Source organism: Nocardia sp. NBC_01499 (assembly GCF_045040275.1).
Classification (GTDB): Bacteria; Actinomycetota; Actinomycetes; order Mycobacteriales; family Mycobacteriaceae; genus Nocardia.
Window position 1 is genome coordinate 8,982,415 of record NZ_CP109426.1, and the last position, 24,266, is coordinate 9,006,680.

Sequence of the window (24,266 nt, forward strand, 5' to 3'; positions counted from 1 at the left end):
CGGATATCGCGGCGGCTCCACACAAGGTGGCAGTTCCTATCGCGATCGCTCCGAGGGCGGCAACGCGTATCGCGGCCGTTCCGAAGGTGGTTCCGGGCAGGGCGGTTACCGCGGCTCGCGTGATGGCAACGCGCAGGGTGGCAGCGGATATCGCGGCGGCTCCACACAAGGTGGCAGTTCCTATCGCGATCGCTCCGAGGGCGGCAACGCGTATCGCGGCCGTTCCGAGAGCGGCTCCGCGCAGGGCGGCAACGCTTATCGCGGCGGCTCTTCGCAGGGTGGCAGCTCATACCGCGACCGTTCCGAGGGCGGCTCCTCGCAGAGCGGCGGCTACCGCGGCTCGCGCGACGGCAACACGCAGGGCGGCAACAGCTATCGCGACCGCTCGGAAAGTGGTTCCGCGCAGGGCAACACCTATCGCGACCGTAGCGAGGCTGGCTCCGGCGGCAACGCATACCGTGGTCGTTCCGAAGGCGGCTCCGCGCAGGGCAACACCTATCGCGACCGCAGCGAAGCTGGCTCCGGCGGCAACGCCTACCGCGGCCGTGGCGAAGGCAGCGGCAACGCACAGTCCGGCAACTCCTATCGTGGTGCCGCACAAGCCCCCGCGCAGGGCGGTATCCCGCAGCGCCGCGCGACCCAGTCCGCGCCGACCGGCAAGAAGAAGAACCCCAAGCCGCAGAAGCAGACACAGTCGAACCCGCTGCTCAACAACGCCAAGCCTGCCAAGCGCCAGTACGTCGAACCGGCGGCTGCCGAGGGCCACGTCAAGATGCCGTGGGGCGAGGGCGAGCGCTTGCAGAAGGTCCTCGCCAAGGCGGGTGTCGCCTCGCGGCGCGCCGCTGAGGAGATGATCGCCCAGGGCCGCGTCGAGGTCGACGGTGCCATCGTGGTCGAACAGGGCCTGCGCATCGATCCCGAGGTCGCAGTGGTCCGGGTCGACGGCACCCGGGTGATGGTCCGCTCCGAACTGGTGCACATCGTGCTGAACAAGCCGAAGGGCTGGCAGTCGACCATGTCCGACGATCTCGGCCGCCCCTGCGTCGGTGACATCGTCGCCGAGCGCATCGCGGCCGGTCAGCGGCTGTTCCACGTCGGCCGCCTCGACGCCGACACCGAGGGCCTGCTGCTGCTCACCAACGACGGCGACCTCGCGCACCGGCTCATGCACCCGTCCTACGAGGTCTCCAAGACCTACCTGGCGACGGTGAACGGCGAGGTGCACAAGGGGATCGGCAAGAAGCTCAAGGACGGCATCGAGCTGGAGGACGGCCCGGCGAAGGTCGACAGCTTCCAGGTGCTCGAAATCAACGAGGGACGTTCCCTCGTGAAACTGGTGTTGCACGAAGGGCGCAAGCACATCGTGCGTCGACTGCTCGACGCGGTCGGCCACCCGGTGTCCCGGTTGGTGCGCACCAATATCGGTCCGGTCGCGCTCGGCGACCAACGGCCCGGCACGCTGCGCGTGCTCGGTCGCGGTGAAATCGGCAAACTCTACGAGGCGGTGTCGTTGTGATGGGTGTGGAGATTCCGGTCGAGGCGCCACGGCAGATGTCGGGAACAACTCCGCTCGTCGTCGCCATGGACGGCCCGTCCGGCACCGGTAAATCCAGCGTCTCGCGCCGCCTCGCCACCCGGCTCGGCGCCCGCTACCTGGACACCGGCGCGATGTACCGGGTCGCGACGCTGCGCGTGCTGCGCGCCGGCATCGAGTTGACCGACGCCGCCGCCATCGGTGCGGCCGTGAAGGAACTGCCGCTGTCCATCGGCACCGATCCGCGCCGCGAGCTGATCGAGCTCGACGGCGAGGACGTGTCCTCGGAGATCCGTGGCGACGCGGTGACCAAGGCCGTCTCCGCGGTGTCGGCCGTGTCCGAGGTCCGTGATCTGCTCGTCGCGCTGCAACGCGAGATCGCCGCGTCCGCACAGCGAATCGTGGTCGAGGGCCGCGATATCGGCACGGTCGTGCTGACCGACGCGGACGCCAAGATCTACCTGACCGCCTCGGCCGAGGCCCGCGCGCACCGGCGCAACCAGCAGAACATCGCCGAAGGCCGCGGCGACGACTACGAGGCCGTGCTCGCCGACGTGCAGCGACGCGACAACCTCGATTCCACCCGCAAGGTGTCCCCACTGCGTCCGGCCGACGACGCCGTGCTGGTCGACACCAGCGACCTGAACATGGATGAGGTCATCGACGAGCTGTATCGCGTTGTCGCGCAACAGATTTCGGCGACCAGGACGGGAGGTCCGCAGTGACTGAAGACGTGATGGCCGGCGACGGCATCTGGAGTGACGAAACCGACTGGGAGCTCACCGATCTCGACGGCGAGTTCGCGGGCGAAGAGGTGCTTGCCATGCCGACGGTGGCGGTTGTCGGCCGCCCGAATGTCGGCAAGTCGACCCTGGTGAACCGGATTCTCGGCCGCCGCGAGGCCGTCGTCGAGGACATCCCCGGCGTCACCCGCGACCGAATCTCCTACGAGGCCAACTGGTCCGGGCGCCGCTTCCTGGTGCAGGACACCGGTGGCTGGGAGCCCGACGCCAAGGGTCTGCAGCAGTCGGTGGCCCGCCAGGCCGAGGTGGCCATGCAGACCGCCGACGCGATTCTGCTCGTGGTCGACGCTGTCGTCGGTGCCACCGCCACCGACGAGGCGGCGGTAAAGATGCTGCGCCGCTCCGAGATTCCGGTCATCCTGGTCGCCAACAAGGTCGACGATCAGAAGGTCGAATCCGAGGCGGCCGCGCTGTGGTCGCTCGGTCTCGGCGAGCCGAGGATGGTCAGCGCCGCGCACGGTCGTGGCACCGGCGATCTGCTCGACGATGTGCTGTCCGTGCTGCCGGAAACTCCGCGCGAGGGCACCGGCGGCACCGGTCCACGCCGCGTCGCGCTGGTCGGCAAGCCCAACGTCGGCAAGTCCAGCCTGTTGAACAAGCTGGCCGACGACGAGCGTTCGGTCGTGCACGATGTCGCGGGCACCACCGTCGACCCGGTCGACTCGCTCGTCGATCTCGGCGGCAAGATCTGGAAGTTCGTCGACACGGCCGGTCTGCGCCGCAAGGTCTCGCACGCCAACGGCACCGAGTTCTACGCCTCGCTGCGCACCAAGGCGGCACTGGAGGCCTCCGAGGTTGCGATCATGCTGATCGACGCCTCCGAGCCGATCACCGAACAGGACCTGCGGGTGATCAGCATGGTCGCCGACTCCGGTCGCGCGCTCGTGCTCGCCTTCAACAAATGGGACCTGGTCGACGAGGACCGCCGCCTGCAACTCGACCGCGAGGTCGACCGCGACCTGGTCCGCGTCCCGTGGGCCCAGCGGGTGAACATCTCCGCGCACACCGGTCGCGCGGTGCAGAAGCTGGTGCCCGCCATGGAAACCGCGCTCGAGTCCTGGGACAAGCGCGTCTCCACCGGCCGCCTGAACACCTGGCTCAAGGAAGTAGTCGCGGCCACCCCACCCCCGATGCGCGGCGGCCGCCTGCCCCGCATCCTGTTCGCCACCCAGGCGACCACCCGCCCGCCGACGTTCGTCCTGTTCACCACCGGCTTCCTCGAGGCAGGCTACCGCCGCTTCCTGGAACGCCGCCTGCGCGAAGAGTTCAACTTCGACGGCTCCCCGGTCCGCATCTCGGTCCGCGTCCGCGAAAAGCGCGAACGCACCTCCAAGAAGCGCTGACCAGAACCCCCAGCCCGAAAGAGCCCCGAGACGCCAACCGTCCCGGGGCTCTTTCAAGATCATGGGGAACTGATGGCGGCAAAGTTCGAGAACCCCCGCCACCAGTTCCCCATGATCTTGAACGCCGCCGCATTCAGCAGAATTCGCACCCAGACTCGGGATCCGCACCCGGAATATGGCCCCTAAAGCGAGTGCTGATCCCGAGTCCGGGTGCAGATCATGGACATGGAAGCATGGGGCCGAGCTCGAGCCGGGCCAGGCTCGAAGGGGAGTGCCGCGGTGTGCGGACTGATGGTGTGCGGACTGTTCGGCATCAGTGCGGTCTATCGCCGGGTGAGCTGGTCGACCCCGCAGGTCCGCATTCGGATGAAGCGGGCGGACCACTCGATGATCTTCCTGTTCATAGCGGGCCGCTGCACGCCGTTCGCTCTGCCAGGCCGCGCCGGGCTGATCCGTGCCCGACTCCCAGGGCCGCCGAACCCACGGAGCGCCCATACCTTTCACAGGGGGTCTGTCCCCTGTGAAAGGTATGCACGGTCTGTGAGACCCCTCCTCCATGCCGCCACACGACAACCCTCCCTTGTCCGAAGCGTTTGTGACGCAACCACAGCCAGATGACCACGCTGGAACGTTCACCCCGCGCACTTGACGAATAACTACAGTCGGGTACGGCAGGCGACGTGCCCAGCACTGCTGGGTAAACACCTTGGACGGTCCACCTTGACGGAAATCTCTTGGTATACCCGCCCAGGATCGAGTGCTTAGAGAAGTTCAATGGTGTACTGCCCCAAGGTTTCCGGCCGTCCGTGGGATGCCCGAGTAGTGCTGAGCGCGTCAGGTGGGGTACCCGACTTTCTCTGCCGCGGCTTGGGTGTGGGAGGTGGCGGTTGGGGAGGGGAGGACTGGCTGTGGTGCTGTTTTCGGGCGTTTTCCAAGTAGGGCGGTCTCAGGTAGTGGGATCTTCATACCCAACGGGACATGGTGGCGGGAGAGTGCGAGTGGTACCGCCCTCATGTCCCGGACGGAGTGAGGTTGATCGTCCAACGGGACATGGTGGCGGGGAAGTGCGGGTGGGGCCGCCCTCATGTCCCGTGCGGGGTGGTGTTGATCGTCCAACGGGACATGGTGGCGGGAAAGTGCGAGTACGGCCGCCCTCATGTCCCGGACGGAGTGACGTTGACCGTCGAACGGGACGTGGTGGCGGGGAAGTGCGGGTGGGGACGTCGTCATGTCCCGGATGGGGTGGTGTTGATCGTCAAACGGGACATGGTGGCGGGGAAGTGTGAGTGGGGACGTCGTCATGTCCCGGATGGGGTGGTGTTGATCGTCGAACGGGACGTGGTGGCGGGAAGTGTGAGTACGGCCGCCGTCATGTCCTGTGCGGGGTGGTGTTGACCGTCGAACGGGACATGGTGGTGGGGAAGTGTGGGCGGGGCGCCACCGTGTCCTGTTGGTCGTGAACTGGGTTGTTTGACCGGGGCTATGCGGGGATGGTGGGGTGGATCGTGGTGTGAGATGGGCGACGCGCTGACCGTGCCGACGCGCGAGGGGGGAGGGTGACCTGGCATTATCCGAACTATGGTCATTCCCAGCGTGCTGCCGGAACGTCCGACCGCCGGAACCCCGTTCGAGACGGGGTGGCCGGTTCGTCTTGCTGATACCGATGGTGATCAGCGACTTCGGCTCGATGCCATTGCCCGCTATCTGCAGGACATCGGGTTCGAGCATCTCGATGCCGTCGAGGATGGGGACGCCCATCGCGGGTGGGTGGTGCGTAGGACGGTGATGGACGTTCTCAAGCCGATTCAGTTCGGTGAACGGGTTATTCTGCGCCGCTGGTGCTCGGGCTTGTCGACGCGCTGGTGCAATATGCGTGTCCAGATCACCGGCAGCGGGGGCGGGCTGGTCGAGACCGAAGCTTTCCTGATCCACTTCGGCACCGAATCCGGCGTGCCGGCCCGGATGAGCGACCGCTTCATGGAACCGATGCTGGCCAGCACCACCGAACATCGCCTGCGCTGGAAGGCCGCCCTCACCGACCCGGCGCCGAGTGCCGACGCCCCCGACGTGCGCGTGCGCCCCTTCCCGCTGCGTATCACCGATATCGACATGCTCGACCACGTCAACAACTCGGTCTACCTCAGCGGCGTCGAAGAAGTCCTCACCGACCACGACGACCTGAAGTCGGGCCCGCATCGCGCGATCATCGAGTACGTGAAACCGCTGAAGTCCGGCGATCAGGTCGACCTGGCCGCCCAGCGCGCGGGCTCGGGCCTCGATATCTGGTTCACCGTCGCCGACGAAACCCACGCGGTAACCCGGATCCTGCCCATCTGATCGGGTCCACCCGCGGCGACAGCAAGCAGGGGGAGGCCCGAACCGCTAACCTGCCAACTCCGCGACGGTTGCCCGAGATCCCTTGGCGTACAACGAATCCAGTACCTTGACATAGGCGCTGACGAATCGCGGCTCGTCGATCAGATCGCCGAAAACCGAACGCTCACTGAGGAATGCGGTGCGGTCCTCGCGTTGGCGGCGGGCCAGCGGGACCAACCGGTCGCGTAGCCGATCCACGATCTCGATCGGCTCGCCCTGCTCATCGACACCCTCCGCATAACGCGCCCAGCTGGCGACAATCGCAGCCGCACAGGTGATCTCGCCGTCTTCGGCAAGCCGCTGCCGAATCACCGGCAGCACCCATTTCGGTATCCGATCGGACGACTCGGCGCAAAGCCGCGCCACCGTATCGCCGATCGCCGGATTGGAAAACCGCTCGATCAACGTCCGCTTGTACAGCCCGAGATCGACCCCGGGCACCGGCCGCAAGGTCGGCGTCGCCTCGATATCCATGTACCGCAACAGGAACCGCTGAAACGCCGGATCCCGCGCCGCGTCGTGCACCAGCCGATAACCGCTGAGATACCCGAAATACGCCAACGCTTGATGACTGGCGTTCAGCAGCCGCAGCTTCATCAGCTCATACGGCGCGACGTCATCGACCAACTGCACGCCCACCGCGCCGTAATCCGGCCGCCCGAGGCTGAACGAATCCTCCAGCACCCACTGCGTGAACGGCTCCGTCACCACCGGCCATCGATCCGCCACCCCGTACCGCCGCGCGACCTCCTCAGCCGCCTCGGGCGGGGTGACCGGCGTGATCCGGTCCACCATCGAGTTCGGAAACCACACCTCCCGCGCCACCCAGTCGCCGAGTTCGCGATCGCGCAGCCGGGCGAACGCGCTGAACGTCGCGCGCGCGACGTCCCCGTTCCCCTCGATGTTGTCGCACGACATCACCGTGAACGGCGTGACACCGCGCGCCCTTCGCCGGGCCAGCGCCTCGGTGATCAGCCCGAAGATGGTGGCGGGCACCGCATTCGGCGCGAGGTCGGCGCGGATATCCGGATCGTCGGCGTGGAACGCGCCGGTGGTCGCGGAGAAATGGTAGCCACCCTCGGTGACGGTGAGCGAGACGATGCGGGTGGCCGGATCGGCCAGCTTCGTCAGCACCGCCTCGGGATCGTCTGGCGCGTAAAGGTATTCGACGATCGAGCCGATCACGCGCGTGGTCCAGGAACCGTCCGGTGCGAGTACCGACAGCGTGTACAGCCCGTCCTGCGCCGATAACGCGTCGCGCATCCTGCGGTCGGCGGGCAGCACGCCCACCCCGCAGATGCCCCACTCGCGCGCGCCGCCGCGCTCGAGCAGCCGGTCGATATACATCGCCTGATGCGCGCGATGAAACCCACCGACACCGAAATGCACTATGCCGGTGGAGATTCCCGACCGGTCATAGGTCGGTACGGCAATGCCGGAGTCGAGGTCCCGCAGGCTCGCGGCACGCAACGGCACGCTTGTGTCCCAGGTCATGATTACCCCGTCAGTGTTGTGTACGTCACACCTCGGATGGTACCTTCTATGAGCAGTAGATCACATGCTGAGCATATGCTCAGACTCATTGAGGAGGCCGTGTGGCCACCGTCCCATCCCGCCCGGGCTCGCCCGACGACGTCCGGCTCGCGTTACGAGCCGCGCAGCTGTACCACCTAGAGGGCGCCACACAGGCCGAAATCGCCGCCAAACTCGGTGTTTCGCGGCCGACCGCGGGCAGGCTCATCGCCAGGGCCCGCGCGCAGGGCCTGGTGCGCATCGAGATCAGCGTCCCCGACGAACTGCGCGATTCGGTGCACACCGATATCGAGGGCGATCTCGAGCGAGCGTTCGGACTCACCGAGGCCGTCGTGCTCCGCGACGTGCCCGACGGCTCACCGTCGGGCCTGCTGCCGCTGGCCCGCGCCGCGGTCGGCGTGCTCGCCCGTCGGCTGCAACCGCAGGCAACACTCGGATTCACCTGGGGCCCAGAGACAATCGCCGTCGCACGCGAACTGCGCACCAAGTCCGCGCGCTGCGCCACCGTCGTACAGCTCGACGGATCAATGACCTCGGTCGACTACCAAACCGGCGTCGACTACACGCTCGGCCGCTGCGCCACCGTCCTACAGGCCACCCCGGTCCGCTTGAACGCCCCGCTCTACGCCGATGCCGCGACCGTCACCGCGCTGGAACAGGATTCGCTGCTCGGCCACCCCATGGCACTCGGCCGCAACGCCGACGTGATGATGTTCGGCGTCGGCACCGTCTCCACCGCGACCACCCTGTTCGAGGGCAGCTACCTCGACACCGCCATCCTCGACGAGCTGCGCGGGCTCGGCGCGGTCGGCGAGATCGGCGGCCGATTCTTCCGCTCCGACGGCCGCGACGTCGCGGGATCACTTGCCGCGCGCACGGTTTCGGTCACTCTCGATGCCGTGCGCGCCTGCCGCTCGTCGCTGCTGATCGCCGGTGGCGAGGTCAAACACGAGGCCACCTTCGGGGTGTTGCGCGGCGGACTTGCCAAGATCCTCGTCACCGACATCGAATGCGCGCGGTGGCTGCTCGAACAAAAGGAGGCCGTGGCCGATGACGTGGTCGAGGTATAGGCCGATGAGCAGACACCTACTGGCGCTTGCCATTTCAGCCGTCATGGTCACGGCGGGATGCGCGGGTGCTGGCTCGTTCACCTCCGGCGGCGGCGACACCGTCACCATCGCGATGGTGTCCAACTCGCAGATGCAAGACGCGATCGCGCTGTCCGGCGAGTTCGAACGCGAAAACCCGGGCACCAAGCTGAAATTCGTGTCGCTGTCGGAGAACGAGGCGCGCGCCAAGATCACCGCGTCGGTCGCCACCCACGGCGGCGAATTCGACGTCGTGATGATCAGCAACTACGAGACCCCGCAGTGGGCCGCCAACGGCTGGCTGACCGACCTGTCCACCTATGCGCGCAACACCCCCGATTACGACGAGCAGGACTTCATCCCGTCACTGCGAAAGTCGTTGTCCTATCAGGGCGATATGTATTCGGTGCCGTTCTACGGCGAGTCGTCGTTCCTGATGTACCGCAAGGACCTGTTCGAGCAGGCCGGGCTCACCATGCCCGCCGAACCGACCTGGGACCAGGTCGCCGCCGCCGCGGCCAAACTCGACGACCCACAGCACGGCCGCTCCGGCATCTGCCTGCGCGGCAAGCCCGGCTGGGGCGAGACGCTCGCCCCGCTCGACACCGTGATCAACACCTTCGGCGGCCGCTGGTTCGACGAGAACTGGCACGCCCAACTCAACAGCCCCGAAGTCGCTCGGGCCGTGCAGTTCTACGTCGATCTGGTGCGCAACCACGGCGAGCCCGGCGCGGCAACCAGCGGCTTCGGCGAATGCGCCACGCAGCTCTCGCAGGGCAACACCGCGATGTGGTACGACGCCACCTCGGCCGTCGGCGTGCTGGAAGATCCCGCCGCAAGCAAGGTGGTCGGCAAGATCGGCTACGCGCTCGCCCCGATCCAGCAGAAGCCCAACTCCGGGTGGCTCTACACCTGGTCCCTCGGCATCCCGAAGACCAGCCAAAAGCCCGACGCCGCCTGGAAATTCGTCTCCTGGATGACCAGCAAGCCCTACATCAAGATGGTCGGCGAGAAACTCGGCTGGTCACACGTCCCACCGGGCAGCCGCCTGTCGACCTACCAGATTCCGGAGTACAAGGAAGCGTCGAAGGCCTACGGCCCGCTGACGTTGTCGGCGATGGAAGGCGTCGACCCGGAACACCCAGGCGTGCAACCGGTTCCCTACACCGGCATCCAATTCCTCACCATCCCGGAATTCCAGGACCTTGGCACCCGGGTGAGCCAGCAGATCAGCGCCGCGATCGCGGGCCGGATCAGCGTCCGCGACGCCCTCGACCAAGCTCAGCAGTACGCCGAGGTGGTCGGACGGTCGTATCGAGAGAGCCAGTAACCATGTCCGAAACCACCACGGCCCCAGCGGCTTCCGCCGAGGCAGCCACCGCAGCGCCACCACCGCTCGTCTCGCGGCGCGACCGTATCTCCCGCGCCGAGGGCTGGCGCCGCCGCGGCCCGCTGCTGCCCGCGCTGATCTTCATGCTCGTCGTCACCCAGGTGCCGTTCGTCTTCACGCTGTACTACTCGACGCAGTCGTGGAACCTGGTCCGCCCCGGCTCCCGGCACTTCACCGGCCTGCAGAACTACGCGGATGTGTTCGGGGACAGCCAGTTCCGTGAGGTCGCGCTCAACACCGTGATCATGATCGTCGGCACCGTCATCATCTCGGTGCTCCTCGGACTGCTGCTCGCGCTGCTGCTTGACCGGGCGTTCTTCGGCCGCGGTGTCGTGCGCACCCTGCTGATCACCCCGTTCCTGGTGACTCCCGTTGCGGCCGCACTCATTTGGAAGACCACCATGCTCGACCCGGTCTTCGGCCTGATCAACTTCGTGCTGAAACCCTTCGGCGTCGGCCAGGTCGACTGGGTGAGCAAATACCCGCTGCCCTCGGTGATGGCGGATCTGGTGTGGCAGTGGACCCCGTTCATGATGCTGCTGATCCTGGCCGGGCTGCAGTCCATGCCGCGCGACATCGTGGAGGCCGCGCGGGTCGACGGCGCGAACTCCTTCGCCGTCTTCCGCGAACTCACCCTGCCGCACCTGCGCCGATTCATCGAACTCGGCGCGGTGCTCGGCGCCATCTACCTGGTCAACACCTTCGACGCGGTGTACATGATGACCTCGGGCGGTCCCGGCATCGCCAGCTCCAACCTGCCGTTCTACATCTACCAGCGCGCGTTCCTCGGCTTCGACATCGGCCAGGCGGCCGCGATGGGCGTCATCACCGTCATCGCCACCACCGTGGTCGCCACCCTGGCGTTGCGTCTGCTGTTCAAGTCCTTCACCGGAAAAGAGGAAGCAGCATGACGACTGCGCCTACCCTCGACGAGAAACCCGACGTCCAGGTGCGTCGCCGACGCAGCCGGACCGGCATCTTCTGGACCGTGCTTGCCTGGGTGGTCGGCATCGGCTTCTTCTTCCCGGTGCTGTGGATGGTGCTCACCGCGTTCAAACAGGAGGGTGACGCCTACACCGACCCGCCGAAACTGCTCTTCACCCCGACCCTCGACCAGTTCAAGGCGGTGCTGGACAGCGGCATCGGCACCACGCTGCTGAACTCCACCTTCGCCACCGCGATGTCCACGATCCTGGTGCTCGTGCTCGGGCTGCCCGCCGCGTTCGCGCTATCGCTGCGTCCGGTGCGCCGCACTCAAGACGCGCTGTTCTTCTTCATCGGCACCAAAATGCTGCCGGTGGTCGCGGCGATCGTGCCGCTGTATGTGATTGTCGGCGATATCGGGCTGCTCGACAACATCTGGGCGCTCGTCATCCTCTACACCTCGATGAACCTGCCGATCGCGGTGTGGATGATGCGCTCGTTCTTCCTCGAGGTGCCGAGCGAACTCCTCGAAGCCGCGAGCATGGACGGCGCGAGCACCTGGACCGGCGTGCGCGAGGTGATCCTGCCGCTGGTCTCACCAGGCATCGCCGCGACCGCGCTGATCTGCATCATCTTCTCCTGGAACGAATTCTTCTTCGCGGTGAACCTGACCGCTGTTCAGGCACAGACGATTCCGGTGTTCCTGGTCGGCTTCATCACGGGGGAGGGCCTGTACTGGGCCAGGTTGTCCGCCGCCGCGGTGCTCACCGCGTTGCCCGTTGTCCTGGCCGGTTGGATCGCGCAGAACAAGCTGGTGCGCGGTCTCTCGTTCGGCGCCATCAAGTAAGGAAAAACCCATGGCCACCATTCGTTACGACGCGGCTTCCTGCGTCTATCCCGGCGCCGACACCCTCGCGGTCGACTCGCTCGACCTCGACATCGCCGACGGCGAATTCATCGTCCTGGTCGGACCTTCCGGCTCAGGGAAGTCCACCGCACTGCGCATGCTCGCCGGGCTCGAGGAGATCGACGCCGGATCGATCCGCATCGACGGCACCGACATGGTCGGCGTCCCGTCCAAGGACCGTGACATCGCCATGGTCTTCCAGAACTACGCGCTCTACCCGAACAAAACCGTCGGCGAGAACATGGGTTTCGCGCTCAAGATGCTGAAAGTGCCGCTCGCGGAACGCAAACGCCGCGTCGCCGAGGCCGCCGAACTGCTCGGCCTCACCCCCTACCTCGACCGCAAACCGGCGAAACTGTCTGGCGGACAACGGCAACGGGTAGCGATGGGGCGCGCGATCGTGCGCGAGCCCCGCGTGTTCTGCATGGACGAACCGCTCAGCAATCTCGACGCAAAACTGCGTGTGCAGACGCGCACCCAAATCGCCGCCCTGCAGCGACGTCTCGGCACCACCACCGTCTACGTCACGCACGACCAGGTCGAGGCCATGACCATGGGCGACCGCGTCGCGGTGCTGCGCGACGGCAGGTTGCAACAGTTCAGCACCCCCGCCGAGCTCTACGATCGCCCCGCCACCGCGTTCGTCGCGGGGTTCATCGGTTCGCCGTCGATGAACCTGTGCACCGCCCCGCTCGTCCCCGGCGGCGTCGAAATCGCGGACAGCACACTGGAATTGCCCCGCGACCGGATGACCAGGCTCGGCGAGCAAGGCCTTGACACCGTCACCGTCGGCATCCGCCCCGAACAGCTCGAACTCGGCCGCGACGGTACCGGTTTCGCCGTCACCGTGGAACTGATCGAGGAGCTCGGCAGCGAATCCTATGTCTACGCGCGCCCTTCCGGCACCAAGGTCACCGGCCTCGACGGCGAGCAGTTCATGTTCGTGGCCCGCTCGGCCATGCGATCTCCGGCGAAGCTGGCCGAATCCGTCGATCTGACGGTGACCGATCCCGCCGCCGTGCACCTGTTCCATCCGCGGACAGGTGCCCGGATCGCCGAATAGCCGTACATCTCGTGAGCGAGACCGGACAGTGCCGTCACAAGAACAATGCGTTATCACTTCGTGTGCGGACAAATTCGCGGTCGGCTACTAACGTTCCCTAGCGGAGCGGTCGCACCGCCGCTGCATGGACTACCCGCACCGGAGGCTTGCGTGACCGTCGACTCCCCAGCGACCGGTAAAACCGCCCTGCACAATGTTCGCGTCTTCGATGGCCAAGGCCTGACCGAGCCGACAACGGTGGTGATCGACGGGGCGGTGATCGGCACCGATGCCAGCGGCGCCGAAACCATCGACGGCGACGGCGCCATCCTGCTGCCCGGACTCATCGACGCCCACGTCCACCTGCACGGCACGCAATCACTCGACCAGCTCGCCGCGCACGGCGTGACCACGGCACTCGACATGACCACCGTCCCGCCCGAGCGGCTCGTGGCGCTGCGAAACCAGCTGGGTACCACCGACATTCGCAGCGCGGGCACGCCGATCATCGGCGCGAGCGGCATGCACGTCCGGATTCCCGGCCTGGCCGAGCACTCGGTCATCCACGGTCCGGAGCAGGCCGAGGCGATGGTGGCCGAACGTGCCGCGGCCGGATCGGACTACATCAAGCTCATCCTGGAAGCGCCGGGACAGGGCGGACCCGACGAGGCCTCCGCCAAAGCTGTTGTCGCGGCGGCGCATGCCAAGGATCTGCGCGTCGTCGCGCACGCCGCGTCGCTCGGCGCCTACACCCTCGCGCTGGACGCGGGGGTCGACATCATCACCCACATTCCCTCGGACGGCCAGCTACCGTCGGAAGACGTGCGCCGGATGGCGGTGGAACGCCGGGTCGCCGCGCCAACCCTCGTCATGATGCAGGGCATCGCAACGGCTTTGGGCCGTCTCGGTTTCGCCGATTCCCTCGCCAGCGTCGCGACGCTGCACGCCGCCGGTGTGCCCATCCTCGCTGGCAGCGACGCCAACAGCGAGCAGGGCGTCCCGTATCAGCCGCCGCACGGCGACTCGCTGCACCGCGAACTGGAGCTACTCGTCACCGCCGGGCTGACCCCGGCGGAAGCCGTGCGCGCCGCGACAACCTTGCCCGCCCAATACTTCGGCCTGCCCGACCGTGGCACGATCGCACCCGGCCTGCGGGCCGATCTCGTTCTCGTCGACGGTGACCCGCTGGCCGACATCCGCGCCACCCGCACCATCGCCCGAGTCTGGTGCGGCGGCATTCCACACGTGCGGAGTTAGGACGAGCCGTCAGGGTGTCGCCCCACTGCCTGGGCGACACCCTGACGGCTCTCCGCCTCAGAGCGACATGGCGCCCTGTGACCTGAGCACCCTGGTGAGATTGGCACTCACCAAGCCCGCTGTCCGCCGGACCGCCTCCGCCATCGCGGGGACCCGGTTCAACTCGCGGACGGTCCCCGCCAGCGCGGCGACGACCTCACCGGCGGGCCCACGCACCGGCGCCGCGACACAGGCCAGCCCGAACCGGCTCAGGTCGGTGTCGTAGGCGATTCCGCGTTCCCGCGTCAAGGTGACCTGACGACCCCACTCGCGCGCGGAGAACCCCTCGGGCGGTGTGTGATTCGGATGGCCGACGGCCAGCGCCTGCTCAGCGGCGGTGCCCGATGGCAGCAGCACCCCCGCCCGCAGCGGAAAGACCTCATCGATATCCCGTCCGATGCCGCCGATCAACATCGTGTCACCCCGATCGGTCACCGCGAGGCTGAAACCGCCCCGATCCGATGCCGCGGTCAGCTGCCCGAGCGGCCGGGCCGAGGCGGCCCGCAGCAGCCGCGCCGGTTGCCAGGTCTGCCCGAGCCGAAACACCCGTGGCCCGATCTGATAACGGCCACTGCGGCGTTGCACCGCTCCTTCCACGACCAGCTGATTGAGTAACCGATAGGCCGTGGCCTTCGGTAGTCCCGCCGTTGACGCCAGCTGGGTCAAGCCCAGCTCATCACCATGCGCGAGGGCCTCCAACAGGGCAAATGCCCCCTCGAGCACGCCGCGGCCCCCCAAGGCCGCCTTTTCCATCGTCGCTTCGCTCACTCTCTGTCCTCCCGTGCAGATACTGCAACGAACCGAGCACGTCGTGCTTATCGCTCCCGATCCAGCAAATGGAACGCCCGGTTCGCTCAGCAGACCGACAACGTCCGCGACGTGGCGGACCGGCTAGCGCATTGGTCCGTCGCGCCGAACGGGCGCCGGGCGGTTCTTCTACAGGGAAGAGTCTCCGGTCCCCGCCCTTCACCCACGTTTCATCGACGTCTCACCGCGTCGAGTGCGGTGAAATCGGAGGAGGAATTTCAAGCCTTGTGCGGCAAGATGTTCAGCACGACAACGAGCCCGATCAGGATGCTCACGCAGGCCGCGACGGTCGCGACGACGGACTCCGTCATGGCGGCGACACCGATGGTCAAGAACAGGCAGGTGGCGATCGCCAGCACTGCGGTTCCCGGTTCGACACCGGCGATTCTGGTCGGTCGATGATTGATCACAGTCATACCTCTGTTCGAGCCGTGCGGTGTGCGGCCGTACTCGCGGCCGCACACCGCACGCGCCTGACTACTTACCCAGCGCGCTCTTCGCCTTGTCCACCGCGTCGCCGATGGCGTCCTTGACGTTCTCCACCGCGCCCTTGACCGCGGATTCGACCTGGTCGGCCTTGCCTTCGGCGCGCAGATCGTCGTCGCCGGTCACGGTGCCAGCGGCTTCCTTCGCCTTGCCGCCCAGCTCGTCGGCCTTGTTCCCGATCTTGTCGCTCAGAGACATCGAAACCTCCGCTGTGTCGCGGCGCATCCGGGGTTGGATGCACACGTCGTATTGACACGGCCGCACCACAAAGCGCACGCAGCAACCAATGAGACAACGATCACGTCATACTGGCCGTGACGGTTTCCAATCCCCGGTGTCTATGTGATGAGCGGTGGAGGAGGTGCTGTGACCACGACAGAAACGGTTGCCGAGACCGCGCCTGATGATGCGACCCTGGTGAGCAGGGCGCGCGACGGCGATATGCGGGCCTATGAGCAGTTAGTACTGCGCTATCAGGCCCAGATGTTTCGTCTCGCGGTCAAGATGCTCGCCGACCGTTCCGATGCCGAGGACGTTGTCCAGGAGGTTTTTCTCGGTGCCTGGCGCCGCCTACCGCAACTCAACGAGGACGCCGCCTTCGTCGGCTGGCTCTATCGGATGACGACCAATCGCTGCCTGAACGTGATCCGGGCCCGCAGGCCTACGGTCGAGGTCGACCCGGACACCACCGAATCGCCACGCTCGGATACCCAGCCCGAGCACGCGGTGCAGGTGAGCACGCAATTGGAGGCGCTGAACGCGGCGCTTCAGGTGCTCACGCCCGAACAGCGCGCCTGCTGGCTGCTGCGCGAGGTGCACGGGCTGACCTACGAGGAGATCGGCGACATCGTCGAAGTGAATACGACGGCGGTGCGCGGCCGCATAGCCCGCGCGCGAGCCCACTTGTCCGAGGTGATGAAACCATGGCGGTGAACGGAACGACAGAACAGGACTATCGGCTGCCCTGCGGCCGCGAGATCGAACAGGTCTGGGATCGGCTCGACGCGGTCGAGGCGGGTCTCGGCGACGAACACGAGAAGACCTGCCCGCATTGCCGAGCCGCCAGGGACAGTCTGCTCGCCCTGCGCGCGGCGACCAGGGAGCTGATCGATGAACCGGACCCGGCGCCTTCCGATCTGACCGGGCGCATCATGTCCGCGGTGCGCGCCGAGGCACGGCGCGGGCGGACCCTGGTCCTGCCGACACCCGCGCCAGGCACGGTCGAGGTGAGCGAACAAGCCGTCGCCACCGTGCTGCGCTACGCCGCCGATTCGGTGCCTGGCGTGCGCGCCAGGCAGTGCCGGGTGCGCCGCGTCGGGATGGGGATGGACGGGGAAACCCTGGTCGCGGTCGAGTTGTCGGTCGCCATCAGGTTCGGGCACGCCACGGTCGGCGAGGCGTTGCCGCTGGTGCGCGAACGGGTCAGCGCAGCGCTGGCCGCGCAGGTCGGTCTCGTGCTTGCGACGCTGGATCTGGTTGTCGCGGATATCTACGACGAAGGTGATACGGGGGGCGTGCGGCGATGACGACTGATGCTGTTTCCGAGGTGCGGATCGAGGCACCCGTCATCGCCGCGGTGGCCGCGCAGGCGGCGTGCGCGACACCGGGGGTGGTGCGGCTGGAACCCGGTGTTCGCGGGCTGGTCTCGTCGTTGGTGCGAGTTGGCAAGCAGCGCTTGACGAGTGCCGATCCCGCGCCAGCGGAGGGCGTGCGAGTGCGCAGGACCGCCTCGGGCGCGCTGAGTGTGCAAGTGGACGTGGTGATTTCGGCCGAACGCGCCGCGGCGGTGATCGGTCACGCGGTGCAACAGGAGGTTTCGCGGGTGGTGTTCGAGCAGACCGGGCAGACGGTCGACGAGGTGTCGGTGACCATTCTCGATATCGAGCCGGAGCGGCAGTGAGTGAGCGTCAGCGAGCGAACCGAAGTGCCAGCATGCCGGAGGGTACGACGGAGCTGAGCGCCAGCGAGGCGCAGTCGTGAACTCAGCCAGCGACATCATCGCCGTGATCCTTGGCGCGCTGGACACGATCGACGGTATTCGACCCGCGACACCCCTCGGTGCGGAGAGCCCGGCCTGGTGGCCGTGGGACGCAAGGGGATTCGCGGTGGATGTAGGACCGGGGCGGGTCGAGGTGCGGGTCGCGGCGGCCGAGCTGCCGTTGGCGCCGTTGCTGGAGAAGGCGACGGCGGCCGTGCGCGCCGCGTTGGCAGGGACGGACTGGTCCGATGCCCGCCTGCGTGTGGTGGTGACCGAACTCGATGCCGGAGCCTTCGGCAGTGAGGGGGTTACCTAGCTCACACCGTTCCGGCCGTGACGATCAGGCCGAACCGAGTGTCGATTCAGATGAGGCCGATGTCCGCTGTACCGCAAGGGAAATCAGGAGGAGCAATGAGCACCACTACGACCACGGACAAGAACACGGACACCAAGGCGCCCGCGGAGCACAAGGCACCGGCGAGCCGGGTTTCCTCCGCCGCGGCATCCGACAAGGACAGCAAGCTGGCCAGCGACCAGGGCACCACCTCCATCGCCGATATCGTCGTGCAGAAGGTGGCCGGGCTCGCGGCCCGCGAGGTGCGCGGCGTGCACGATCTCGGCGGCGGCGCGGCCCGCGCGTTCGGTGCCATTCGCGACCGCATCCCCGGCGCGTCCGCCAGTATCGGCCAAGGGGTTTCGGTCGAGGTCGGGGAGACCCAGGCCGCCGTCGACCTGGAGCTGGTCGTCGAATACGGCGTCGCCATCGCGGAATTGGCGCGTGCGGTGCGCCGCAACGTGATCAACGCGATCGAGCAGATGACCGGGCTCGACGTGGTCGAGGTCAACATCAACGTCAACGACGTCTACATCCCTGGCGACGACGACGAACCCGTGCCGAGCAGCCGGGTGCAGTAGATGAGCGCCACAGCGATCTGCCTCGCCGTCGGTCTCGCGCTCGGCTTCGCCGGTGCGTTCGGCGGGTTCGGCGCCTTCACCATCGTGCTGCTGTTCGCCGTGCTCGGCCTGCTGGTCGGCCGCTGGCTCGATGGCGAGCTCGACCTGCCCGGCCTGCTGCAATCGGCACAGCGCAAGGGCAGGCGATGACCACCGCCGTCGTCGCGGACGAGTATCCGGGCGTCACCACAGTGGCGCCGCGCGCGGTCCGGCGGATCGTCGCGCAGGCCGCGCGCGAGGTGGCGGGCGTCGGCGCCGACGTACAGGTCGACGCCAGAGTGTTCGGCAACCGGACCGCGCTCGATGTCCGGCTGCCGATCCTGTACCCGTCGCCGGTGGGCCGGGTGACCGAGGCGTGCCGCGCGCATCTGGCCCGCCGCACGCGCGAGCTGACCGGACTCGCGGTGTCCGCGATCGACATCGCGGTGGCCGAGCTGACCACCGAAACCGTTGTGGGCAGGAGGGTTCGATGAGGCGCCGACCGCGCCGGGTGGTTCCGGCGATCATTGTCGCGGTGCTGCTGCTCGCGGTCTGTGTCGCGGTCGCGGTGTCGCTGATCCAGCGGCTGGTCGGCGCGCACGAGTTCCTTTCCTATGACACCGTCGCCGACGACCTGCACGGCATGACCTGGCACGACATGCCGGTGCTCGCCGTGGGTGCCGGGGCGATGGTGTTCGGATTCGTGCTCCTCGCGGTGGCGTTGTGGCCGGGTCGGGCCGCGGTATTGCCGCTCACCACCGACGACGGGATGTCCGCCGGAGTGACGCGCGGCGGATTGCGTTCGGCGCTGCGCAGCGCCGCAGGCTCGGTGGATGGCGTCAGTTCGGCGCGAATCCGGTTGCGCCGCAAAGCGGTCAAGGTGTCCGCGCACACCGATCGAGCGGGCACCGAGGGCCTGCCGGAGGAGATCTGCGAGACGCTCACCCGCCGGGTGCAGGAGATCGGCCCGCAGCCGGTGCGCCGCGTGCGCGCCAAGCTGCACGGACCGAAGACAGGAGAGGCCTGATGAATCGAACCAACCGTCCGGCCGCCTTGAACCGCAGCATGCTCGGCCTGACCGGCGTGCTGCTGCTCGCCGCGGGCTTGCTCGCGGTCGCCGCGCATTACGGGCGGCTGCGCTGGGTGCACTCCGACGACACCCTGGTTCCCGGTACGGCCGCCCCGCCGACCTGGGTGCTGTGGGCCGCGGTCGCGGTGGCGGTGCTGCTCGGCCTGCTGTGCCTGCGCTGGTTGTTGGCTCAGGTGTTCCGGATGCCGAAATCGGTCACCTGGCGCACCGCGGGTATCGAGTCGGCCGGCACCACCACGCTGGCCTCATCGACCGCCGCCGCACCGGTCGCCGCGGATATCGAGAGCTACCCGGGCGTGCGCTCGGCCTCGGCCTGGCTGTCCGGTGTGCGCACCGCGCCGGAACTGCACCTGGTGGTCACCGCGGAACCGAGTGCCGATATCGCCGAACTGCGCCGCAAGATTCTCGGCCACGCGGTTACTCGCCTGCGCGCGGCGCTGGAGGTCGAGGTCATCCCGGTGACATTGGAACTCGACTTCGCCGATGACCGGCACCCGGCCCGGGTGCGCTGACCGGTTGCTGGCAACCATGTGTCAGACATCAACGATCGGCACGATCGCACCACCTTCGGATACATCGGGCCAGGTGGGCCCCGCGGTCGCCGATACCGCCGCCAACTCTGCCGGACACTTCGCCCAATCGGCGCGCCGCAGTCCGAGGCGGGCGCGGCGATCGAGGTCGGCCTACGGTAGTTTGGCGAGTTGGATCATCTCCGCGCCGTGCTCGAGCGGGCGGAGGGTCGACGCGTCGGAGGTAGCGAAGTGGCGATGCCAGGCAACCGGTTTGGTGTAGCAGGCTCAGGTCGGACGAGCCGAGGGCGAATGGTGCTCGGTGGCGCCGTGTGCGGCGGTGTCCAGGTGGGTGCTCGATGAGCGCTGACGGCAAGGCCAAGAGCCTCGAGTCCGATGTGCGGTCGGTGGATTCCGCGCGCATCCTGTCGCTCACCGGAGAAATCGACATGGCGTCCGCGCCGCAGTTCCAGGCCGCGGTGGACGAGGCACTGCGGGACCAGCCGAGCATGCTGGTCGTAGATCTGTCCCTGGTGGAGTTTTTCGGCTCCGCCGGATTGAGTGTGCTGCTCGTCGCCGCGGAGTCGCTGCCGTCCGGCCAGCTGCGCGTGGTGGCCTCGCCGCCGGTGCGCCGCCCGATCGAGGTGACCGGCTTGGACAAGCTGCTCAGCGTGCACAACACCGTGGACGACGCGCTCGCCGTCGAGGAGCCGCGCCGCCCGGCCTGAGGCTGGGGCCTGCGCCGTCTGAAGGAGTAAGGCAGCGTCACCGGGCGTGACGCTGCCTCGCAGGTCAGCGTTGCCGTGGCAGCCGGACGACCTGGACGAAGAAATCGTCGATGTGCTTGATGGCCGTGACGAATTGGTCCAGGTCGACCGGCTTCGTCACATAGGCGTTGGCGTGCAGTTTGTAGCTGCGCAGGATGTCTTCCTCGGCCGCCGACGTGGTGAGCACCACCACCGGGATGTGGGCAAGCTCCGGATCGGCCTTGATCCGTTCGAGCACCTGGCGTCCGTCGTACCTCGGCAGATTGAGGTCGAGCAGGATCAGATCCGGCTGCGGGGCGCCTGCGTGTTCGCCTTGCTGATAGAGGAAGTCGAGGGCTTCCTGGCCGTCGTGCGCGACGTGCAGGGTGTTGCCTATCTTGTTGTCCTCGAACGCCTCCCGAGTCATCAACTCGTCGCCGGGGTCATCTTCCACGAGGAGGATGTCGATGGGCTGGCCGGGATTGCTCAAGTGGAAGCTCCTGTGTTCATCGGGCGTACATACTCATTGGGGAACGTGTCGACCAGGCGAAACAGTTCGATCTGGTCAGCTGGTTTCGCTGGTTGCTTCGGATGAGCTCGTTTCTTCGAGTACCCCTATTTCCTCGACCGACACCGGCGAATTCAGCGTGAACCAGAAGCGCGTGCCGCCGGTGTATTCGGTATCGAGCCAGATCTTGCCGCCGTGATGTTCGACGATCTTCTTGCACAACGCCAAGCCGATGCCGGTACCGGTGTATTCCTCACGGCTGTGCAACCGCTGGAAGATCACGAACACCTTCTCCGCGAACTCGGGCGGGATACCGATCCCGTTGTCCGACACCGAGAACAGCCAGCCGCCGGTGTCGCCATCCGCGACACATTCCAGCCGGACGACCGGCGCCCGATCGGGTGCGCGGAATTTGATCGCATTGCCGATCAGGTTCTGCCACAGCATGGTCAGCAGCGTCGGGTCGCCGGTGATCTTGGGCAGCTCGTCGGGGCGTTCCAGCCGCAGATCGGTGTCCTCGGCGGCCACCGAGAGATTGGTCATCGCCTTGTCCAGGGTTTGGTCGAGACCGATCGGCACATTGCCGTCGATGACGCGGCCGACCCTGGAGAAGGTGAGCAGATCGTTGATCAGCACCTGCATGCGCTTGGCGCCGTCCACCGCGTAGGCGATGTATTGGGTTGCGCGCTCGTCGAGTTGGTCGCCGTAGCGCTTTTCCAGCAGCTGGCAGAACGCGGCGATCTTGCGCAGCGGTTCCTGCAGATCGTGCGAGGCCACATAGGCGAACTGTTCGAGTTCGGCGTTGGAGCGGCGCAGCTCCGCGGTCTGCGCGTCCAGCTCGGCCGTCTGCGCGGCGAGCACGGACTCCTGGACCCGAGAGGACTCGAGTTCGGCGACGACCTGGCGGCGCATGCCTTCCACCGCCTCCGCGACGGTGGCCAGGTCGGCGGGTCCGTGCGCGGTGATGTGATGGTCGAAGTCGCCGCCCGCGACGCGCCGGGAGGCGGCCTCCAGATAGTCCAGCGGTTGCGCGATCAGCTTGCGCACCAGAATGGTCAGCGCGAACGCGGCCAACAGGAAGGCGACGACCATTCCGGCCAGCACCGCATCGCGCACGGCCCGAGTGTCTTTCAGCTCGGCCTGATCCCGGTCGACCTCGGCGGCGAGATCGGCGTTCTGGGTGCCGAACAGGACGCGAAGGTTGTCGAAGCTCGCCTTGCCGCGTGCCGCCGCGCTCTCGTCGACGGCCGCGGTGCCGCGCGCGGCCACCGCGGCGGTCAATGGCTCGGCGTAGCCGGTGCGCCACTCGGCGGCCGCGCGTTCCACCGCGTCGAGATCGGCCAGCAGTTGCGGGCGGTCGGCGAGCAGCTCGCGGATCTTGGCCGCGGACCGCGCCTCGTCCTGTACCCCTTCGGAATACGGTGCGAGGAACTGCGAGTCGGCACTGATGGCGTACCCGCGGACGCCGGTCTCTTGGTTGAGCAGCGCGCCTTGCAGCCGGTATGTCTCGGCGGTGGCGGGCTGTACCCCGTCGACCATCCGGTCGGCGACCTGGTTGGTCTTGCTGAGTTGCAGGCCGCCGATCACCGTGCCGGTGATCACCAGGATCACCATGAAGGCCAACACGAGCATGAACCAGCCCTGCACGGTCAGCCGACCGGCCACGAACTTTTCCCTGGGGGATGTCGTCATCGATTGTCCTGCTTCAGGTCTCGGTGATTCCACTGCAAGTACATGACTGCCACGTCGTCCTCGAGGCCGCCGTGCGACTCGGCGAGCGCCTCCGCGCGCCGGATCAGCTCGTCGACGAACACCGCCGGTTCCGCGACGGTGATCGTGCGGGCCAGGTCGAGTAGACCTTCCTCGCCGAGCCGGTCCTGTCCCGCGTCGGTGTGTCCCTCGAACAGGCCGTCGGTGAACAGCATCAGGCCGCAGCCGACAGGCAGCTCGACCTCATGGGCGGACCATTCGGCGCGGCCGGGCAGCACGCCGATCGCGGGACCGCCAGGCACTTCTACCCAGTCCACCTTCGAGCCGGTGCGCAGCAGCATGCCAGGATGCCCGGCCCTGGTGACCACGACGCGATGATCGTAAGGACGCAGGACCAGGCTGGTCAGGGTGGCGAAGGTCTGTTTGCCGGTGCGCTCGGCCAACAACACCTCCTCCAACAGCCGCAACTGCCGGATGCCGTAGATATCGCTGAGTACCAGGGTGCGCCAGGCCAGGCGCAGCGCCACCCCGGTCGCGGCCTCGTCGGGGCCGTGGCCGGCGACGTCGCCGATCAGCGCGTGCACGGTGCCGTCGGCCTGTTGCACCACGTCGTAGAAGTCGCCGCCGAGCAGGGCGTTGGCCCGGCCAGGGCGGTAGCGCGCGACGATGTCGACCGCGCGTTCACCGCGCAGCAGCGGGGTCGGCAGCAGGCCGCGTTCGAGTCGCGCGTTCTCCTGCGCGCGCATCTGGCTGGCCCGCAGCGCCGCGGCGGCGCGCTCGGCCTGCTTACGCTGGATGGCGTAGCGCAGTGCGCGGCCGAACAATTCGGGCTCGACCCGACCCTTGACGAGGTAGTCTTGCGCGCCGGCCGCCACCGCGGCGAGCCCGATCTGCTCCTGGTCGAGTCCGGTGAGCACGACGACAGCGACCTGGTCGGTGTACTCGCGCACCGTGGCAAGCGCCTCCAAGCCGTGCGCGTCGGGTAAGTGCAGGTCCAACAGCACGCAGTCGGGTAGTTCCGCGGCAAGCCGCTCGCGGGCCTCGGCCGCCGAGCGCACCCACCGCACCGGAAGGCCCGGCGCGCCATCGGCGATCAACTCTTCTACCAGCAGGGCATCGGCTTGATCGTCCTCGACAAGCAGCACCGACAACTCAGGCCAGCTCCAGACCGTGGCACGGTCGGGTCGGCGCTCTGAAATCGGTGCTTCTGCGCGGGCCCTGCCGTCGCCGTCGCCGAGGAGGCCTATCTGCCCACTCTGCCCG

General features: G+C 67.4%; 26 protein-coding genes and 2 pseudogenes. 21 read left to right on the forward strand and 7 right to left on the reverse strand.

Features of this window, described 5'->3' with window-relative positions:
* Nucleotides 1-655 precede the first annotated feature (655 nt).
* From OG203_RS40930 to OG203_RS40950, 5 genes and pseudogenes are all read left to right on the forward strand, one after another.
* Nucleotides 656-1,516 (forward strand): annotated as a pseudogene (locus OG203_RS40930) (pseudouridine synthase); the annotation flags it as partial.
* Nucleotides 1,516-2,259, forward strand: a complete 744-nt coding sequence (gene cmk / locus OG203_RS40935) for a (d)CMP kinase (RefSeq protein ID WP_405162551.1) — start codon at nt 1,516-1,518, stop codon at nt 2,257-2,259. The pseudogene OG203_RS40930 and the gene cmk, both read left to right, overlap by 1 nt.
* Nucleotides 2,260-2,270: 11 nt before the next feature.
* Nucleotides 2,271-3,680 carry a ribosome biogenesis GTPase Der gene (gene der, locus OG203_RS40940; RefSeq protein WP_405168163.1) on the forward strand — a complete coding sequence of 470 codons (1,410 nt, stop codon included), beginning with the start codon at nt 2,271-2,273 and terminating at the stop codon, nt 3,678-3,680.
* A 270-nt stretch (nt 3,681-3,950) separates the two neighbouring features.
* Nucleotides 3,951-4,109 (forward strand): annotated as a pseudogene (locus OG203_RS40945) (hemolysin III family protein); the annotation flags it as partial.
* 1,149 nt (nt 4,110-5,258) lie between these two features.
* Nucleotides 5,259-6,017 carry an acyl-[acyl-carrier-protein] thioesterase gene (locus tag OG203_RS40950; RefSeq protein ID WP_405162552.1) on the forward strand — a complete coding sequence of 253 codons (759 nt, stop codon included), beginning with the start codon at nt 5,259-5,261 and terminating at the stop codon, nt 6,015-6,017.
* 45 nt (nt 6,018-6,062) lie between these two features.
* Here the strand turns inward: OG203_RS40950 and OG203_RS40955 are convergent, their stop codons facing one another.
* Nucleotides 6,063-7,550, reverse strand: coding sequence for a mannitol dehydrogenase family protein (locus OG203_RS40955; RefSeq protein WP_405162553.1), 1,488 nt, complete (start codon nt 7,548-7,550; stop codon nt 6,063-6,065).
* 101 nt (nt 7,551-7,651) lie between these two features.
* Here OG203_RS40955 and OG203_RS40960 point away from each other — a divergent pair, with 101 nt between their 5' ends.
* The 6 genes from OG203_RS40960 (at nt 7,652) to OG203_RS40985 (ending at nt 14,197) form a co-directional block, all read left to right on the forward strand.
* On the forward strand, nt 7,652-8,659 hold the full coding sequence (locus OG203_RS40960) for a sugar-binding transcriptional regulator (protein ID WP_405162554.1): 1,008 nt from the start codon (nt 7,652-7,654) through the stop codon (nt 8,657-8,659).
* 4 nt (nt 8,660-8,663) lie between these two features.
* Nucleotides 8,664-10,007 (forward strand): ABC transporter substrate-binding protein, encoded by a 1,344-nt coding sequence (locus OG203_RS40965; RefSeq protein ID WP_405162555.1) that lies wholly within the window; start codon nt 8,664-8,666, stop codon nt 10,005-10,007.
* Nucleotides 10,008-10,009: 2 nt separating this feature from the next.
* Complete coding sequence (locus OG203_RS40970; protein ID WP_405162556.1) at nt 10,010-10,978, forward strand: carbohydrate ABC transporter permease; 969 nt, start codon at nt 10,010-10,012, stop codon at nt 10,976-10,978.
* The gene (locus OG203_RS40975) at nt 10,975-11,838 is read left to right on the forward strand and encodes a carbohydrate ABC transporter permease (protein WP_405162557.1); all 864 of its coding nucleotides are present in this window, start codon (nt 10,975-10,977) and stop codon (nt 11,836-11,838) included. Before OG203_RS40970 ends, OG203_RS40975 begins: the two co-directional genes overlap by 4 nt.
* A gap of 10 nt (nt 11,839-11,848) precedes the next feature.
* On the forward strand, nt 11,849-12,961 hold the full coding sequence (locus OG203_RS40980; protein WP_405162558.1) for an ABC transporter ATP-binding protein: 1,113 nt from the start codon (nt 11,849-11,851) through the stop codon (nt 12,959-12,961).
* Nucleotides 12,962-13,111: 150 nt separating this feature from the next.
* Nucleotides 13,112-14,197 (forward strand): amidohydrolase family protein, encoded by a 1,086-nt coding sequence (locus OG203_RS40985; RefSeq protein ID WP_405162559.1) that lies wholly within the window; start codon nt 13,112-13,114, stop codon nt 14,195-14,197.
* A 57-nt stretch (nt 14,198-14,254) separates the two neighbouring features.
* Here the strand turns inward: OG203_RS40985 and OG203_RS40990 are convergent, their stop codons facing one another.
* From OG203_RS40990 to OG203_RS41000, 3 genes are all read right to left on the reverse strand, one after another.
* Complete coding sequence (locus tag OG203_RS40990) at nt 14,255-15,004, reverse strand: IclR family transcriptional regulator (RefSeq protein ID WP_405162560.1); 750 nt, start codon at nt 15,002-15,004, stop codon at nt 14,255-14,257.
* 257 nt (nt 15,005-15,261) lie between these two features.
* Complete coding sequence (locus tag OG203_RS40995) at nt 15,262-15,459, reverse strand: hypothetical protein (RefSeq protein WP_405162561.1); 198 nt, start codon at nt 15,457-15,459, stop codon at nt 15,262-15,264.
* 61 nt (nt 15,460-15,520) lie between these two features.
* Nucleotides 15,521-15,727: a CsbD family protein gene (locus tag OG203_RS41000; RefSeq protein ID WP_405162562.1), complete on the reverse strand. Its 207-nt coding sequence runs from the start codon at nt 15,725-15,727 to the stop codon at nt 15,521-15,523.
* 168 nt (nt 15,728-15,895) lie between these two features.
* On the opposite strand from OG203_RS41000, the gene OG203_RS41005 reads away from it, so the two are divergent.
* The 10 genes from OG203_RS41005 to OG203_RS41050 all read left to right on the forward strand — a co-directional run bounded on the left by OG203_RS41005 (nt 15,896) and on the right by OG203_RS41050 (nt 20,767).
* Nucleotides 15,896-16,462 (forward strand): RNA polymerase sigma factor, encoded by a 567-nt coding sequence (locus tag OG203_RS41005; protein ID WP_405162563.1) that lies wholly within the window; start codon nt 15,896-15,898, stop codon nt 16,460-16,462.
* Nucleotides 16,453-17,055, forward strand: a complete 603-nt coding sequence (locus tag OG203_RS41010) for an Asp23/Gls24 family envelope stress response protein (protein ID WP_405162564.1) — start codon at nt 16,453-16,455, stop codon at nt 17,053-17,055. Before OG203_RS41005 ends, OG203_RS41010 begins: the two co-directional genes overlap by 10 nt.
* Nucleotides 17,052-17,429: an Asp23/Gls24 family envelope stress response protein gene (locus OG203_RS41015; RefSeq protein ID WP_405162565.1), complete on the forward strand. Its 378-nt coding sequence runs from the start codon at nt 17,052-17,054 to the stop codon at nt 17,427-17,429. The genes OG203_RS41010 and OG203_RS41015 overlap by 4 nt, the downstream gene beginning before the upstream one ends.
* Nucleotides 17,430-17,505: 76 nt before the next feature.
* The gene (locus tag OG203_RS41020) at nt 17,506-17,823 is read left to right on the forward strand and encodes a hypothetical protein (protein ID WP_405162566.1); all 318 of its coding nucleotides are present in this window, start codon (nt 17,506-17,508) and stop codon (nt 17,821-17,823) included.
* 95 nt (nt 17,824-17,918) lie between these two features.
* The gene (locus OG203_RS41025) at nt 17,919-18,422 is read left to right on the forward strand and encodes an Asp23/Gls24 family envelope stress response protein (RefSeq protein WP_405162567.1); all 504 of its coding nucleotides are present in this window, start codon (nt 17,919-17,921) and stop codon (nt 18,420-18,422) included.
* Nucleotides 18,423-18,611 (forward strand): hypothetical protein, encoded by a 189-nt coding sequence (locus OG203_RS41030; protein ID WP_405162568.1) that lies wholly within the window; start codon nt 18,423-18,425, stop codon nt 18,609-18,611.
* Nucleotides 18,608-18,934: an Asp23/Gls24 family envelope stress response protein gene (locus tag OG203_RS41035; protein ID WP_405162569.1), complete on the forward strand. Its 327-nt coding sequence runs from the start codon at nt 18,608-18,610 to the stop codon at nt 18,932-18,934. The genes OG203_RS41030 and OG203_RS41035 overlap by 4 nt, the downstream gene beginning before the upstream one ends.
* A complete protein-coding gene (locus OG203_RS41040; RefSeq protein WP_405162570.1) occupies nt 18,931-19,467 on the forward strand; it encodes a DUF6286 domain-containing protein in 537 nt (178 codons plus the stop codon). The genes OG203_RS41035 and OG203_RS41040 overlap by 4 nt, the downstream gene beginning before the upstream one ends.
* Nucleotides 19,467-20,042, forward strand: coding sequence for an alkaline shock response membrane anchor protein AmaP (locus OG203_RS41045; protein WP_405162571.1), 576 nt, complete (start codon nt 19,467-19,469; stop codon nt 20,040-20,042). Before OG203_RS41040 ends, OG203_RS41045 begins: the two co-directional genes overlap by 1 nt.
* Nucleotides 20,043-20,398: 356 nt before the next feature.
* A complete protein-coding gene (locus OG203_RS41050) occupies nt 20,399-20,767 on the forward strand; it encodes an STAS domain-containing protein (RefSeq protein ID WP_405162572.1) in 369 nt (122 codons plus the stop codon).
* A gap of 64 nt (nt 20,768-20,831) precedes the next feature.
* On the opposite strand, the gene OG203_RS41055 is transcribed toward OG203_RS41050, so the two are convergent.
* From OG203_RS41055 to OG203_RS41065, 3 genes are all read right to left on the reverse strand, one after another.
* The gene (locus tag OG203_RS41055; RefSeq protein WP_405162573.1) at nt 20,832-21,275 is read right to left on the reverse strand and encodes a response regulator; all 444 of its coding nucleotides are present in this window, start codon (nt 21,273-21,275) and stop codon (nt 20,832-20,834) included.
* A gap of 75 nt (nt 21,276-21,350) precedes the next feature.
* Nucleotides 21,351-22,985, reverse strand: a complete 1,635-nt coding sequence (locus tag OG203_RS41060; protein WP_405162574.1) for an ATP-binding protein — start codon at nt 22,983-22,985, stop codon at nt 21,351-21,353.
* Nucleotides 22,982-24,154: a PP2C family protein-serine/threonine phosphatase gene (locus OG203_RS41065; protein ID WP_405168164.1), complete on the reverse strand. Its 1,173-nt coding sequence runs from the start codon at nt 24,152-24,154 to the stop codon at nt 22,982-22,984. The genes OG203_RS41060 and OG203_RS41065 overlap by 4 nt, the downstream gene beginning before the upstream one ends.
* Between the last annotated feature and the right edge of the window lie 112 nt (nt 24,155-24,266).

Coding starts and splice junctions, on each gene's coding strand:
- OG203_RS41050 (WP_405162572.1), top strand. CDS start 20,399: ATGAGCGCTGACGGCAAGGCCAAGAGCCTCGAGTCCGATGTGCGGTCG.
- OG203_RS41060 (WP_405162574.1), bottom strand. CDS start 22,985: ATGACGACATCCCCCAGGGAAAAGTTCGTGGCCGGTCGGCTGACCGTG.
- OG203_RS40975 (WP_405162557.1), top strand. CDS start 10,975: ATGACGACTGCGCCTACCCTCGACGAGAAACCCGACGTCCAGGTGCGT.
- OG203_RS41040 (WP_405162570.1), top strand. CDS start 18,931: ATGAGGCGCCGACCGCGCCGGGTGGTTCCGGCGATCATTGTCGCGGTG.
- OG203_RS41025 (WP_405162567.1), top strand. CDS start 17,919: ATGAGCACCACTACGACCACGGACAAGAACACGGACACCAAGGCGCCC.
- OG203_RS40955 (WP_405162553.1), bottom strand. CDS start 7,550: ATGACCTGGGACACAAGCGTGCCGTTGCGTGCCGCGAGCCTGCGGGAC.
- OG203_RS40965 (WP_405162555.1), top strand. CDS start 8,664: ATGAGCAGACACCTACTGGCGCTTGCCATTTCAGCCGTCATGGTCACG.
- OG203_RS41015 (WP_405162565.1), top strand. CDS start 17,052: ATGACGACTGATGCTGTTTCCGAGGTGCGGATCGAGGCACCCGTCATC.
- OG203_RS40980 (WP_405162558.1), top strand. CDS start 11,849: ATGGCCACCATTCGTTACGACGCGGCTTCCTGCGTCTATCCCGGCGCC.
- OG203_RS41035 (WP_405162569.1), top strand. CDS start 18,608: ATGACCACCGCCGTCGTCGCGGACGAGTATCCGGGCGTCACCACAGTG.
- OG203_RS41045 (WP_405162571.1), top strand. CDS start 19,467: ATGAATCGAACCAACCGTCCGGCCGCCTTGAACCGCAGCATGCTCGGC.
- OG203_RS40970 (WP_405162556.1), top strand. CDS start 10,010: ATGTCCGAAACCACCACGGCCCCAGCGGCTTCCGCCGAGGCAGCCACC.
- OG203_RS41030 (WP_405162568.1), top strand. CDS start 18,423: ATGAGCGCCACAGCGATCTGCCTCGCCGTCGGTCTCGCGCTCGGCTTC.
- der (WP_405168163.1), top strand. CDS start 2,271: ATGGCCGGCGACGGCATCTGGAGTGACGAAACCGACTGGGAGCTCACC.
- cmk (WP_405162551.1), top strand. CDS start 1,516: ATGGGTGTGGAGATTCCGGTCGAGGCGCCACGGCAGATGTCGGGAACA.
- OG203_RS40950 (WP_405162552.1), top strand. CDS start 5,259: ATGGTCATTCCCAGCGTGCTGCCGGAACGTCCGACCGCCGGAACCCCG.
- OG203_RS41000 (WP_405162562.1), bottom strand. CDS start 15,727: ATGTCTCTGAGCGACAAGATCGGGAACAAGGCCGACGAGCTGGGCGGC.
- OG203_RS41010 (WP_405162564.1), top strand. CDS start 16,453: ATGGCGGTGAACGGAACGACAGAACAGGACTATCGGCTGCCCTGCGGC.
- OG203_RS40995 (WP_405162561.1), bottom strand. CDS start 15,459: ATGACTGTGATCAATCATCGACCGACCAGAATCGCCGGTGTCGAACCG.